This is a genomic window from Bacteroidota bacterium (genome assembly GCA_020161395.1).
Lineage (GTDB): Bacteria > Bacteroidota > Ignavibacteria > Ignavibacteriales > Ignavibacteriaceae > UTCHB3.
In genome coordinates this window covers 126867-141411 of the sequence record JAIUOE010000010.1, presented here as the reverse complement: position 1 = coordinate 141411, position 14545 = coordinate 126867, and the positions used below count along the sequence as shown (strand labels likewise).

Genomic DNA, 14545 nt, shown 5'->3' with positions numbered 1-14545 from the left:
AAAATAAATATTCCTCTTAACTACCATATATTACAATAGGTTAGAACATATTTAGGCTAAACTGATTTGGTCAATTTTCAGGCGAAAAGAAGAGTCAGACTCTTCTAGAATTTAACGTAAGGCGAGGGATCAATAAAACGGGGATCATAAGTAGGAGCCAACTTGAGGAAAAGACTCTTTTTGATAAATCTGAGAATACAATAAAAAAGGCTGCCCCTTTTGAGACAGCCTCTTTAGTGTTTTTCCACTCTCTTTTCACTCTACCGGTTTCATCGACGCATCGTGAATTTCCATTACCCGCTTATGTAGTGTTTCATTTCCGGTAACTATTACATCTCCCTTCGAATTCAGATGTAATTCATTGCCGCTCCAGTCGGTTATTGATGCACCGGCACCTTTTAATATCGGCACCAAAGCAGCCCAGTCGTGAAGTTTGAGCCCGCGTTCGATCACGATATCTACATAACCCGAAGCACAAAGCCCGTACTGGTAGGCATCACCACCAAAACTGGTAATGTGTACACTTTTCTGTAAATCTTCAAAAAATCTTTGATGAGCAGGCTCAACAAACATCCCCGGAGATGTAGTACTGAACTTCGCTTTTGATAAATCTGCAAGGGCTGATGATCTGACAGGTTCACCGTTAAGAATTGTTGTGTTTCCGCTGACCCCGATCCATCTCTCTTTTGTCACAGGTTGATCAATGATTCCGATGAGCGGTACTCCGTCTTTCATCAGTGCAATCAAGGTGGCGAACACAGGTTTACCACAACTGAAGGCAATAGTCCCGTCAATCGGGTCGATTACCCATGTGTACCCGTTTTTACTCTCCTTAATCCCAAACTCTTCGCCGATAATCCCTGAGTCGGCATCTTCAAATTCAATTTCTTCTCTAAGCCGCATCTCCACTTCCTTGTCAGCAATAGTAACAATCGGAGATGCCGATTTCTTATACTCTGACTTGATATCACCCCGGAAGTAGTGACTGATTATCGCTCCTGAAATGTCGGCAAGATGTTCGGCAAAAAGGACATATCCAAAATAACTTTTCATTATTTATCCCAGTTCGTTTTTATTGTTGCAGGTCCGTACCAGGGGTGAATCTCGTATTTGAGTCGTCCCGCAGCGATTGCAGGATCCTGCTTTAGATTTTCGATTACTTCTTCCTCTGTTTTTGCGTCCATGATAAAGATTCCCCTCCAGTCACCGTTGTCAAGGAATGGACCCGCAATTCGAAGAACTCCAAGATCTGCCATCCGGTTAATGTTTGCCATGTGACCTTCGTTCAACCGTTTCACTTCTGCTGTATCCTGATTGCGGTTTTCACCCCTTGAGAGCATCACAAAGTACCATTTCTTCATTTTTTCTTCAATTGGCTTTTCCTGTGAATAGGAATTTGCAGACAATACAATCAGTAATGCAAACAGAACAAAGATTTTTTTCATGGAAAGTTTCTCCGATTTTTTGATTTGTCAAACCGCTAATTTAAGGAAAAATATTTCATCCCGGCAACCCGTTAAAAATGGATGATAAATCCGCTAAAAGTGTGTCCAGTTCATCTCGTGTCGTGACGAGAAATTTGTGTTTAAAGTCTGAATCTGAAAACAAATCAAGCTGCTTTCCCTTTAGCTCTGCATGATATTTAGCTTCTATCAGAACTTTTTTTTCCAACAAAAAGTCTATTTCATACCTGTCAACAAAATAGTAACAGGGATGGTATTTTTTAATCCTGTTATATACATAATTTTCAAAAAGACTTCCTTTATCCCTGAACCCTGTGAAGAGGTTTCTTAAACCCAAATCCATGGAGTAGATTTTCTGTGGCGACAAAATTACCTGGTTGGTCTTTCCACATCGAGGGACTGAAGAGACCAGGAATGTCTCCTCAAAATAAGTCAAAAATCTCTTTACAGTATCGGGAGAAACACTCAGGATATTTGCAACCTTGTTCATGCTGAGCGATTTTCCTGATCTCTCCATTAAAAGCACAAACATATCCTTCAATGTGGCTGTATTCTTGACATTGTGAAGGGCAGAGATATCTTTCATGATGATATCGTCAACCAGGTTTTTAAGGTATTCAAAATCTCCCGTTTTTACAAATTCAGGAATGCCTCCTGTCTCGAGATATTCCTCAAAATATACTTCAGAGAGGTGGGAATCCACTTTTTTCAACTCGATCCCCTTGAACACCAGGTACTCTTCAAATGAAAGAGGATCAACCTGAATTATCCTGTTTCTGCCTGTAAGGTAAGGTTTTTTAGCACGGAGCAATGACGCACTTGATGAAGAAGCAAATATTTTTACATTCTGACTGTCAAAAATATTCTTGAGCTGTATTTCGTAATCAGGAAACCAGGTGACCTCATCGAGGAAGAGGTAAACCCTTTCATCAAATTTCTTTTTGAAAATCTTCCGGTATTCATCAATGAGATCCGGAAGGTTCCTTCCTCCCAGTAAATAGTCATCCAAAGAGAGGTAAAAGATTGATGTCGAGCCGATCCCCTTCTCCTCAATCATTGATTTGATGAGCATTTTCAGAAGTGTGGTCTTTCCGACTCTCCTGAGTCCGCTCACAAAGGTAACTTCTGATCTGTCAATGCAATCTTTTAATTGCGAAAGAGCCTGCTCCCTCAAGAAAAGGGATTCGAGACGGTACTCTCCTTCCCACCAGGGATTATATCTGTAAAACAGTTGTTCCATTTTTTTATCTCCTCCCTGCAAATATACGATACCATCGGATAGTTTACAAACTTTCTATACGATACCATCGGATAGTTTACAAGCTTTTTATACGATACCATCGGATAGTGACCGGGAAAACATTAAAAAAGGGGTTATCGACCGGAAAAATATTCCAATTGATAACCCCTGAAAGGTTTACCGTTTGGTCACAGGTTCCGTTTTTAGCAGACCCGTACCGGTTTTAGATTTCTATATCTGCAAAATTGTCCATGATTCTGTTGGTTCTCATATAAACAATCTTGTCGATTGCAGCATCAGCCTGAAGCTTCATCTGATCCTGAACTGCATATCTTCTCCATGTGATGGCTCTTTCGGCTTTTTCGTTGTCACCGATGATCCACATGTTTGGAGTTTTCTTTGTAACAGCTTTTCTGATTTTCTTGTTGAAGGAATCATCACTCAGATCGATATCAGCGCGGATCCCTTTTTCAATCATCGACTGTTTCAGTTCATTTGCATAATCGACCACACCCTCATTCACAGGAATAAGCATAACCTGAGTCGGTGCCATCCATGTCGGGAATGCACCACCCCAGAATTCGATAAGGAATGAAATCATTCTTTCGTGAGTTGAGAGCGGAGCTCTGTGTAGAATATACGGCTGTTTCATTGTTCCATCTTTGGCGGAATACCAAAGGTCGAACCTCTTTGCCATCACGAAATCGAACTGACAGGTAGACACAGTCTCCTCTCTGCCGAGAAGATTTTTAATCTGAATGTCAACCTTTGGTCCGTAAAATGCCGCTTCACCCGCTTCCTCGATGAATTCAATATTGTTTTCTGTAAGTATCTCTCTAACAATATTTTCACTGGTAATCCACTCTTCTTCATCCTTCACATACTTGTCGCTTGCCGGATCGTGAAGCGAGAGCCTTACTCTGAAATTACCGAGTCGCAGGTAGTCATAGTAATACTTGTACATATTGATAACCGCCGCAAATTCTTCCTTCACCTGATCATACTCACAATAGATATGTGCATCATTCAGACACATTGCACGGACTCGAAGTAAGCCCGAGAGCGATCCGTGTTTTTCGTAGCGGAACATGTCACCATATTCAGAGAGACGATAAGGGAGCTCACGGTAGCTTCTTGGTCTGAAACCATAGATCTTGTGATGATGCGGGCAGTTCATCGGACGCAGATAATATTCTGTGTTTTCATCGAGCACCATTGGCGGGAACATCGACTCGGCATAATATGGCAAGTGTCCCGATCTGTAATAGAGATTTGATTTGCTCAGGGATGGAGTTGCGACATGGTGATAACCGGCTTTTTGTTCGACTTCCTTTGCCCATGCTTCAAGTTCACCTCTGATTATGGCACCGTTTGGCAGCCAGAGAGGGAGTCCGGTACCCACTTCATCGTCGATCATGAAAATCTCGAGCTCATGTCCGAGTTTTCTGTGATCCCTTTGCATGGCGAGCTCACGGCGTCTGATGTAGTCTTTCACTTCTTCTTCGGTCTCGAAAGCTATACCGTAAATTCTGGTGAGCATCGGTCTTTTTTCATCGCCACGCCAGTAGCTGCCTGAGACTCTGTCGAGTTTAAAACATTTTGGAGGTATTTCTCCGGTGTTCGAGACATGCGGACCTTCGCACATATCGACAAACGAGCCATTTTTATAAAAACTTAACTGCCCGTTTTCAGCTTGACCTGATTCAACGAGTTCTTTGGCATATTCCACTTTGTAATTCTGCCCCATCTCCTCGAGCATCTTTATTGAATCGTCGAGGGAGAGATAGGAAATGCCAAACTCCTGCTTTTGGTTGATGATTTTGTACATCGATTTCTCGATCCTCTTAAAATCTTCCGATGACACTTTTTCATCACCAAAGTCAAAATCGTAATAAAATCCAAAATCGACAGGAGGTCCAAATCCCATTTTTGCTTTAGGGAAGTGCTCCAATACTGCTTGCGCCATAATATGTGCAAGTGAATGCCTTATCTTATACAGCTTATCAGCTTCTTTCATCTCTTTCACTAATTTTTTTATATATAACCTTTAAATTTACTCATTTTATCAGTAACGAATATAAAGAGCAAAAAAAATCACCCGTGACCTTTGCCACGGGTGATCAGAAAAAACAGGAAAATGGTATGAAATCTTACTTGTAAATTTCGGCAAGTTTCTTTTCAAGTCCGCCGTCTCTTAAGGTTTCCTCATTCGCAATGATTTTCCCTTCGGGTGAAACCAGAAGCATTTTGGGAATGAACTCCACATTGTAGAGAGTCCCAATGTTTTCTGCATCTGCATCACTAAGGAGGGCATGCAACCAGGGCATGGGATTTGTTTTTCTCAGATTTTTGAAGTCCTCTTCGGGTGAACCAAATGCAAGACTGATGATCTCGAAACCTTTAGCCTTGTATTTTGAGTATGCTTTTTCGATTGCCGGAATCTCAGCGAGGCAGGGCATGCACCATGTACCCCAGAAGTCGATCAGAAAATATTTGCCTGAAAGCTGTTTTGGTGAGAAATCTTTGCCATCAATCATCTTGACCGTGAAATCAAGAAGTTTTTGCTCACCCATCGGTACAGGGGGCTTCAAGTCATTTATTGCATACGCATATTTCTCATCAGTAACGGTTTTCTTAAATTTCTCGTAAAACTCTTTATATTTCTCTGCGGAAACGATTCCGGGCTTCTCTTTGAAATAATATAAAATGTATGATTTAACATCATCACCGTGATAATCGAACATCTTTTCGAGATATTTTACTTGCTGTTCTTTCTCCATCGACTCAATAATATCACGATTTCCATAAAAGCTCCTGCTCCAGCCTGCATTTTCGGGAGTTATCGCTGCCATCACTTCATCAATGTTTTCTAAAACCGGGTAGTCCGGCTGAGTATTAAATTCATACAATTTCATTGCTGCAAAATCACGGGCAATCTTGTTCTTCGAATTTTTGAAGAGATCAAAATAATAGTCGAAAAGTCTTTTATTGTCTTCTCTGAACTCTATACTTTGTTTGTCCGCAGCCATATATATGGTCTTCAAATCGGCAGGATCACTGATAAATTTAATCTCAGACGAGTTGTAACCTGTTACTTTGGGAAGTGTCGCCGGATCGAGCACTATCTCAAATCCGGGCTTCACATTGAAAAATGCAGTATGAAATCCGCCGGTACTGTCGGCGAGATAGCTTGCCCCGGGATACTCGAAGCCGGTTGACATAAAATATGCTTTCGGAACAATCTGTACCAGCAGTGTATCGAGTTTTTTGTTCACTTTGTAACGGAACTTGCCGTCAGGCGAAAGTTGAACCATGGAAGGCACAAAAAAATCGGCTTCTGCGTTCGATCTGAATCCTGTAGAGTTCTTTTTCAATAGAGGCTTTGCTGCTGCCAGCTTCACTTCCACTTCTGAAACACCTTTCACATCGAAAGCCGGGATACTTATATTGAATGAATTGTGTCCCAACCCGCAAAATGTAATTGAATACATTGCCGGGTTTTTCAACTTTATCTCGAACGAACCATCGGCACCAACAGGTGTTGGAGTCGTACCGGAGTAGAAAGACATGGCATCATCAAAAACATAGATTAATGCTTTTACCATCGGTTTGCCGTTACTTCCGGTCAGTTTTCCCTTTATTGTCAGATCGGTAGTACCCTGAGCAAGGGTCATGGTTGTGATTAAAAGTGCGATACAAAATATCAACACTGTTTTGCTTTTACTATACATTTTTACCTCTTTTGATTAAAATTCATGTGCCGGACTGTGAACCCGAAAGCGGGTTCAAGGTTCAACCGGCATGATTATTTATACTCATCCCAACTCGTTATGCCGATATCATCCATCGAATACCTTGCAGATGCCTCAATGAATGCTGAAGCAAGTCTTGCATTTGTTATCAGCGGAATGTTGTAATCAACCGCACTTCTACGAATTGTATAGTCATTATACAACTCATCGCGGGAATTATTCTTTGGAATGTTCACAATAAGATCAAATTTTTTCTCTTTTATCATATCGAGTGAATTTGGATGCACTTCTTCGTCGGGCCATGCGACTGCAGCACAGGGAACATCATGATCGTTAAGAAATCCCGCAGTACCTGAGGTGGCAAACAGTTCAACTCCGTTTTGTGCGAGGGTACGACAGGGTTCAAGCAGTTCCACCTTATCCCTCAAAGGTCCTGTCGAAAGAAGTACTCTTTTCACAGGGAGCCGGTACCCCACTGAAAGCATTGCCTTTAGAAGTGCCTCGTAAAAATCATCACCTATACAACCTACCTCTCCTGTGGAGGTCATATCGACCCCAAGCACGGGGTCTGCTCCTCCAAGCCTGTGAAATGAAAACTGGGATGCCTTCACCCCGATATACTCGAGATCAAATGCCGACTTCGAAGGCTTTTTCACATCAACCCCCAATGCAAGCCGGGTGGCAAGTTCAATTAAATTTACTTTTAGAACTTTTGAAACAAACGGAAACGACCGTGATGCCCTCAAATTGCACTCAATCACCTTGATATAATTATCCCTTGCGATGAACTGAATGTTGAAAGGACCCGTAATGTTCAGTTCCCTCGCGATTTTGTGGGCTGTCTTTTTTATCAACCGGCTCGTTTCCACATAGATCTTTTGTGGCGGGAAAATAATCGTGGAGTCCCCTGAGTGAACCCCTGCAAATTCCACATGCTCGGAAACCGTATAAGCGAAGATTTCACCCTCCCTGGCAACGGCATCAAACTCGATTTCCTTGGCATTTTCAATAAATTCAGAGACCACCACGGGATACTGCTTCGAAACAGTTGCCGCCTCATTCAGGAAAAACTCGAGGTCCTCTTTGTTTGATACAACATTCATGGCAGAGCCCGAAAGGACATATGAGGGTCTTATCAGAAGCGGAAAGCCCACTTCATCGGCAAAGCGGTGGATATCCTCTATCGCAGTAAGTTCCTTCCATCTCGGCTGATCAATTCCAAGGTCATCAAGCATTTGAGAGAATTTGTGCCTGTTTTCCGACCGGTCAATCGATTCGGCACTGGTTCCAAGAAGCGGCACCCTCTGGTCGTTCAGTCTGGTTGCAAGTCCGTTGGGGATTTGACCTCCCGAATTTACAATGACACCAAACGGGGCTTCAAGATCGATAATGTCCATCACCCTCTCGAAACTGAGCTCATCGAAATAGAGCCGGTCGCAGATGTCATAGTCAGTGCTGACAGTTTCAGGATTGTAATTGATCATCACAGCGCGGTAGCCCTCGGCCCGCGCTGCCTGAAGCGCTGATACACTGCACCAGTCGAATTCAACCGAACTTCCTATCCTGTAAGCACCCGATCCGAGAACAATCACCGTTTTTTTGTCATTTTCGTAAACAACATCATGCTCATCGCCTGAATATGTGAGGTACAGGTAGTTCGTTTGTGCGGGATACTCGGCGGCAAGTGTGTCAATCTGTTTAACAGCCGGAAGAATTCCCCTCCGTTTCCTTTCGTAACGGACCCGAAGAAGGTCTTTTTCAATCTCTTTGTCGCTGCTCTTTAGGACAAATCTTGCGATCTGAAAATCACTGAAACCAAATCTTTTTGCCAACCGTAAAAGTTCATCGGGCACCTCCTGGAGTTGATTAAATCCAAGAAGCTCATTTTTCAGATCAAAAATATTTTTTAATTTACTGAGGAACCATCTGTCGATTTTAGTGAGGGAATAGATATCCTCAACCTGATATCCCCGTTCAAAAGCTTCTGCCAGATAAAAAATTCTTCTGTCGGTCGGTTCAAGCAACATTTCGTTGAGATTTTCTACAGGCTCCCTTGTACCGACAAATCCATGCCGTGCCTGCCTGATCATTCTGAGACCTTTTTGAATCGCCTCTTCGAAAGTTCTTCCGATTGCCATGACTTCACCGACACTCTTCATGCTGCTGCCGATTTTTTTCGAGACACCGGTAAATTTATCGAGATCCCATCTCGGTATTTTAACAACGACATAATCGAGTGCGGGTTCAAAAAGAGCCGAGGTAACCTTGGTCACCGAGTTTTTAAGCTCATGCAGACCGTATCCGAGCGCAAGTTTTGCGGCAACAAATGCGAGCGGATAACCAGTTGCTTTTGAAGCCAGTGCAGATGAACGGCTTAACCGGGCGTTCACTTCAATTACGCGATAGTCCTGAGAATGAGGATCGAGAGCAAACTGGACATTACATTCACCGACAATTCCGACATGTCTGATCAGTTTAATTGAGATGTTTCGGAGCAACTGGTAGTCGTCATTCGAGAGGGTTTGGGATGGAGCCACCACAATACTCTCACCTGTATGGATGCCGAGAGGATCAAAATTTTCCATGTTGCAAACTGTTATGCAGTTGTCATACCGATCCCGCACCACCTCATATTCCACTTCCTTCCACCCTTTTAACGACTCTTCAACAAGTATTTGATCGGAGTACGAAAATGCTTTGTCAGCCATTTCCCGAAGTGAGGCTATGTCGTCGCAGAAACCGCTCCCCTGTCCGCCAAGCGTATAGGCAGCTCGGATAATCAAAGGGAACCCAATGGTTTCCGCAGCTTTTATCGCATCATCCACAGTGGTTACGGCAAAACTTTTCGGTGTTTTTATATCAATTGAAGCAAGTTTATTCGCAAACAATTCCCTGTCTTCCGTCTCTATTATCGATGCAACGGGAGTGCCGAGAACCTGAACCCCGTATTTTTCAAGGATTCCATTCCGGTACAATTCGACTCCGCAGTTCAAAGCAGTCTGACCACCGAATGACAGAAGAATCCCCTGCGGTTTCTCTTTTTTGATTACCTCTTCCACAAACCAGGGGGTCACCGGAAGAAAGTAGATTTTATCCGCAAGGTCTTCCGAAGTCTGAACTGTCGCAATGTTCGGGTTCAGAAGTACGGTTTTTATCCCCTCTTCCTTCAGTGCCTTCAATGCCTGAGAGCCGCTGTAATCGAACTCACCCGCCTCCCCAATCTTCAGCGCACCGGATCCGATTATGAGAACTTTCTCGATTTGCATTTTTCCTCGTTCCATTAGTTTTTACCCCTCCTGACCAACTTCATAAACTCATCAAAAAGAAATTCCGTATCTGTGGGTCCGCTCGATGCTTCGGGATGGAATTGAACCGACATGAAAGGAAGTGATCTGTGTCGCAGCCCCTCATTTGTACCATCGTTCAGGTTCACAAAGTAATGTTCCCATTCATCGGGAATTGTCGGGTTGTCAACCACATATCCGTGATTTTGAGAGGTTATGAAAGCTTTATCTGTGTTGTACAACAGAACCGGCTGATTATGACTTCTGTGTCCGTACTTCATTTTATAGGTATCGGCACCCGTCGCAAGTGACATTAACTGGTGTCCGAGACAAATTCCCATTACCGGTTTCTCTTTTTGGAATGCTTTTTTCAGGTTTTCAATTACAACTCCGGCTCTTTTTGGGTTTCCGGGTCCATTCGAAATAAAAAGTCCGTCATATTCTTCCGAAGCAAAATCATGATTCCATGGCACTCTGATTACGGTGGCATCGCGTGATAAGAGACATCTGATTATGTTTGTTTTGCTGCCGCAGTCAACAAGCATTATTTTGTATTTACCGTTGCCGGTTTCATCAACTGTTTCTACCGAGACTTTTTCGAGAAGATCATGCTTGTCGGGATCAAAAAAAGGAATCTCTTCATCGATTACTATCTTGCCGAGAAGTGAACCCTTTTCCCTGATCTTTTTTGTCAGCGCACGGGTGTCGATGTTCGTCAGTCCGGGGACTCCATACTCTTCCAACCAGTCGGAAAGGCTTCTCTCTGCGTTCCAGTGACTGTATTCAGGAGAGTAGTTGTTGACGATAAGGCCCGCAGCCTGCACTTTATCCGATTCGAAGAACTTTGCAATATTGTCGAGTCTCGCCTTTCCCGGAATACCATAGTTCCCGATAAGAGGAAAAGTGAGAGTAAGAATCTGTCCCGAATAGGACGGATCCGAGAGACTTTCAGTGTAGCCTGTTACGGCAGTACTGAATACCGTCTCACCGGCAGATGAACGGGCTGCGCCAAATACGGTACCCGTATATTCGCTGCCGTCTTCAAGAATTAGTTTTCCGAGCATTTTGTGTGGAGTTGTTTTGTGATTTTAAGGATTTCAGAAAGATTGGAATCAAATATAACTATTCTTCGACCACATATGAACAAGATAGAAAGTTAAATTTCTTATTTTTGGAAATTACTAAATTTTAAACATCATCCTCATGGAGTTAAATTATGCGGTTTTATACAACTATTCTCATTCTGATTCTCGTTGTATCAGTCAGGTCTCAGGAGAAACCGGACTCGATGTTGTACAAATGGAATCCCTCTCTTACAGCCGGGCTGAATTTCTCACAGGTGAGTTTCTCGGACTGGGCAAAGGGTGGCGAGAATGCCATCTCATGGAACACTTTCGCTAATTTTGGCTTGACCTATAAAGCAGAACACTGGGTTTTTAAGAATCAATTGCGGGTTATATACGGTCGAACCCAGGCAGGAAGCCAGCCGAATAAACAGAACGAAAATGAAATTTTCATGGAAAATGTTCTTGCCAGAGATATCGGATGGATCTTTAAATTTGCTGCTTCAAACACATTCCTGACACAAATTACAACCGGATATAACTACAAACTCGATCCCGCACCAAAGATATCCGACTTTTTCGACCCTGCCTACATTACTCAGGGTATCGGACTTTTATATGACAAGTCTGAATATGTCCAGACCCGTTTCGATCTTGCCGCCAGGGAAATTGTCTCCAATCAGTATTTCCTGGAGGCTGATGATCCGGTGACTCCCGAAATCGAAAAATTTAAATTTGATCTCGGCTTAAACAGTGTTACTGACCTGAGAATACCCGTTGCAGAGAATGTGCTCTATGTCTCGAAACTCTCCCTTTTCTCACCATTCAGGAAGCTTGATATTTGGGATGTCAGGTGGGAGAGTCTGCTGACGGCACAGGTAAACAAGTGGCTGGCTACAAATTTGAGTGTGGTGATTGTTTACGATGAAGATCAGATAAAAAGAACCCAGGTAAGGCAGGCATTCCAACTGGGACTGGTCTTTTCCATCCTGTAAAATCAGGTATCTGAAACTTTTCCGAGGTTAAGGTACACTAAGTACCTTAACCTCGTTTTTATCAAGAAACAGTACAACCCAGGTTTTCAGGTTCTCCCTCACTTCAAAAGCAACATCTTCACTATCTGATGGTTCCCGCCGGAACGGAGTTCACAGAAATATACCCCTCCCGGGAGATTTGTTGCATCAAATTTTATCTGATGTTCACCTGCTTCCAATTCCTGATTCAAAACAGTCGCAACCAGTTCACCGGTTAAATTAAAAACTTCCAGAGTGGTCAGCCCTGAGAGAGGCAGTCTGAATCTGATAACAGTACCGGGATTAAAGGGATTTGGATAATTCTGATCAAGTGCGAAGTCATAAATAAACTCTTTTGGTGACTCAATCTCCTTTGAATAACCAAACGAACCATTAAAATCAATCTGCTTTATTCTGTAGAATGCACCCGGCAACGGGGAATTGTCGGTAAAGCTGTATGATTCCGGTTTTGTAGAAGTGCCGGCGCCCTTCACACTTCCGATTTCATAAAAACCATTACCGTTCTTTTTCTCAACAAAGAAAATGTGGTTGTTTTGCTCCGTTGCAGTTGCCCACCTCAGAACAACTCCGTTCCTGTTACTTTCTGCGGTAAAAGCAGTAAACTCAACAGGGCTGAGAGGAATCGGAATATCCACCTTGTTGAACCAGATCACCGAAGGCTGAGTCTCATAACCCTGTCCATTAGGAAAGTGTCCGGTATAATCCTTTGGATAGTTGTAAATAATCTGAGCATAATGATGGAAAAACGGCAGATCAGAATAGATTCGAGGACTCATGTGATGGTTGTTTTCATTTTTTCCGGGAGTGCCGGTTAAATTAAACGGAACGCCGTAGCCAATCCCCTCAACCCGCTGACCCAGATAGATATCACAGAGCGAATCAAGCGGATTGCTCCCTCCGGGATGTACAAATGATACCGCATAAATTCCAAAAAAACGGGATGCAGCAATATTCACACTGTAACCCATCTGACCGGCTGCAGGACCATCGAGCGTCATATACGAATAATCCTTCAAGTTGTCAGAAACCACAAATCCAACCCAGTAACTCCCCTGCTGAGTCAGTTCCACTATTGCGTTACGGTTTTGCGATGTGGTCTGGTTTGTATCCTGCAAGCCCAAGGCAAAATGGACTCGCCCGTCGTAACCTACCACCATGTCCGCTGAATAGTTGACAAACAGATCATTCGGTTTATAATCCCACAATCTGTCAAACCGTTGCATCCCCACTGCCTGCCGGAAATCAACCCAGTTAACAGGCGACCATGAAATTCCGTTGTCAGTTGAAGTGACATAACCCGGCAGATACATCCCCGCAGCTGCACTTTCAGGAGGAATTGCCAAAAATCCGAAGTAGAGTTTCCCTTTATACGATTCTCCCTGCAGAGGGATAAATGCTCCTGCGAATACATTGTTCGGTAACATGGGAACCGACTGAATATTTACAAGATCGGATGTCCTGTTCAGCATCATTGCTCCATTCGAGGCATTCTGCGATACCCAGAAAAAGAGATTTTCCGTATCACTCGCCCAGCAGATCTGGTTGCTCCCCTGCCCCGACATCTGATTGAATGCAACGGAAGTGGAGACCCCGTTCATTACATCTGAAACGAGAGCCGCACCATGATCCACCTCGGGAATTGCTGACATGTGACCAAATGTTGAAAAAGCCTTAGCCGAACCGGGCGCCGTTCCTGAATCAAGTTTTAAGGTCAGTGTCGGATATCTCCCCGAATAACCAATCTGACTGTTTACAGGGGGAAGTTTTCGTGACCATGTGGCTCCGTTATCTGTCGATACATTATAAACAAGCGCACCCGAGGAAGTCGCATAATTTGTATTCGCTCTGTGAAGTACCATGATCAGGGGTGAGTAGGTAGCAGATGCAATTGGGCCCAAATTCAGTGATGCCGTGCTGAATGTATTCGCCATCGTGTCCACGGGAACCCAATTTCCGAATTGAGCATTTACGCTCATCAGGGGTATAAGCGTAAAAAGTAACAAAACCTTCACATTACAGAAAAGCTTTTTCATGTAAGTCCTCCAACTAAAAATTTGCCTGGACTGTAATATAAATATTTGTAAATAAAAACAAAGGAAACGGGTGAAATAAATTTTGAATCCTTTTTGTCAGTCGTGCATCTGACTTAACAATGAAATTAACAATTCCGAAACTGGAGAAAAAATGACAACTCACTTAACAAAAGATACCTTCCTGAAAAAGGTTTTCAATTATGAGCAAAATCAGGAATGGAAGTTTGAAGGCGACAAGCCTTGTTTGATAGATTTTTACGCTGACTGGTGCGGTCCCTGCAAAATGGTAGCCCCTGTTCTCGAAGAACTCTCTGATGAATACAAAGGTCAGGTGGATATCTACAAAATCGATACCGAAGCCGAACAGGAACTTGCAGCAGCCTTTGGAATCAGAAGCATCCCGTCACTTCTTTTTGTCCCTATGAACGGACAACCGAGAATGGCGCAGGGTGCACTTCCAAAACCTGCACTCATCGACATAATTGACAAGATTCTAATTAAAGAAGAAGAAGTTAATTAGCATTACGCCCGGGAGGTTGCTTCAAACGAGGCAGCCTCTTTTTTTCCTAAAACCCTGCAAATCAGCTCCCCCACCATACCCCATACATTTCTTTCAAATCTGAAATTAAATCCTCCTTGTTTATAGAAATTACTAATTTATATCGTAATTTACCC

The 14545-nt window shown here is 43.2% G+C and carries 10 protein-coding genes; 2 read left to right on the top strand and 8 right to left on the bottom strand.

Annotated features, from left to right (window positions below; translation table 11 throughout):
- Positions 1 to 255: 255 nt before the first annotated feature.
- From LCH52_14345 to carA, 7 genes are all read right to left on the bottom strand, one after another.
- On the bottom strand, positions 256 to 1053 hold the full coding sequence (locus tag LCH52_14345; protein ID MCA0389667.1) for a histidinol phosphate phosphatase: 798 nt from the start codon (positions 1051 to 1053) through the stop codon (positions 256 to 258).
- Entirely contained in the window at positions 1053 to 1445 is a 393-nt protein-coding gene (locus tag LCH52_14340; protein ID MCA0389666.1) for a YciI family protein, read from the bottom strand. The genes LCH52_14345 and LCH52_14340 overlap by 1 nt, the downstream gene beginning before the upstream one ends.
- Before the next feature lie 55 nt (positions 1446 to 1500).
- Positions 1501 to 2703, bottom strand: coding sequence for an ATP-binding protein (locus LCH52_14335; protein ID MCA0389665.1), 1203 nt, complete (start codon positions 2701 to 2703; stop codon positions 1501 to 1503).
- Between the two features lie 223 nt (positions 2704 to 2926).
- Positions 2927 to 4720, bottom strand: coding sequence for a threonine--tRNA ligase (thrS, locus tag LCH52_14330; protein MCA0389664.1), 1794 nt, complete (start codon positions 4718 to 4720; stop codon positions 2927 to 2929).
- Between the two features lie 133 nt (positions 4721 to 4853).
- The gene (locus LCH52_14325; GenBank protein MCA0389663.1) at positions 4854 to 6434 is read right to left on the bottom strand and encodes a redoxin domain-containing protein; all 1581 of its coding nucleotides are present in this window, start codon (positions 6432 to 6434) and stop codon (positions 4854 to 4856) included.
- Between the two features lie 74 nt (positions 6435 to 6508).
- Positions 6509 to 9736, bottom strand: a complete 3228-nt coding sequence (carB, locus tag LCH52_14320; GenBank protein ID MCA0389662.1) for a carbamoyl-phosphate synthase (glutamine-hydrolyzing) large subunit — start codon at positions 9734 to 9736, stop codon at positions 6509 to 6511.
- Complete coding sequence (gene carA, locus LCH52_14315) at positions 9736 to 10803, bottom strand: glutamine-hydrolyzing carbamoyl-phosphate synthase small subunit (protein MCA0389661.1); 1068 nt, start codon at positions 10801 to 10803, stop codon at positions 9736 to 9738. The genes carB and carA overlap by 1 nt, the downstream gene beginning before the upstream one ends.
- Before the next feature lie 152 nt (positions 10804 to 10955).
- Here carA and LCH52_14310 point away from each other — a divergent pair, with 152 nt between their 5' ends.
- On the top strand, positions 10956 to 11798 hold the full coding sequence (locus LCH52_14310) for a DUF3078 domain-containing protein (protein ID MCA0389660.1): 843 nt from the start codon (positions 10956 to 10958) through the stop codon (positions 11796 to 11798).
- 98 nt (positions 11799 to 11896) lie between these two features.
- On the opposite strand, the gene LCH52_14305 is transcribed toward LCH52_14310, so the two are convergent.
- Positions 11897 to 13870 (bottom strand): T9SS type A sorting domain-containing protein, encoded by a 1974-nt coding sequence (locus LCH52_14305; GenBank protein MCA0389659.1) that lies wholly within the window; start codon positions 13868 to 13870, stop codon positions 11897 to 11899.
- A 151-nt stretch (positions 13871 to 14021) separates the two neighbouring features.
- Between LCH52_14305 and trxA the strand changes: the two genes are divergently transcribed.
- Entirely contained in the window at positions 14022 to 14390 is a 369-nt protein-coding gene (gene trxA, locus LCH52_14300; protein ID MCA0389658.1) for a thioredoxin, read from the top strand.
- Positions 14391 to 14545 lie beyond the last annotated feature (155 nt).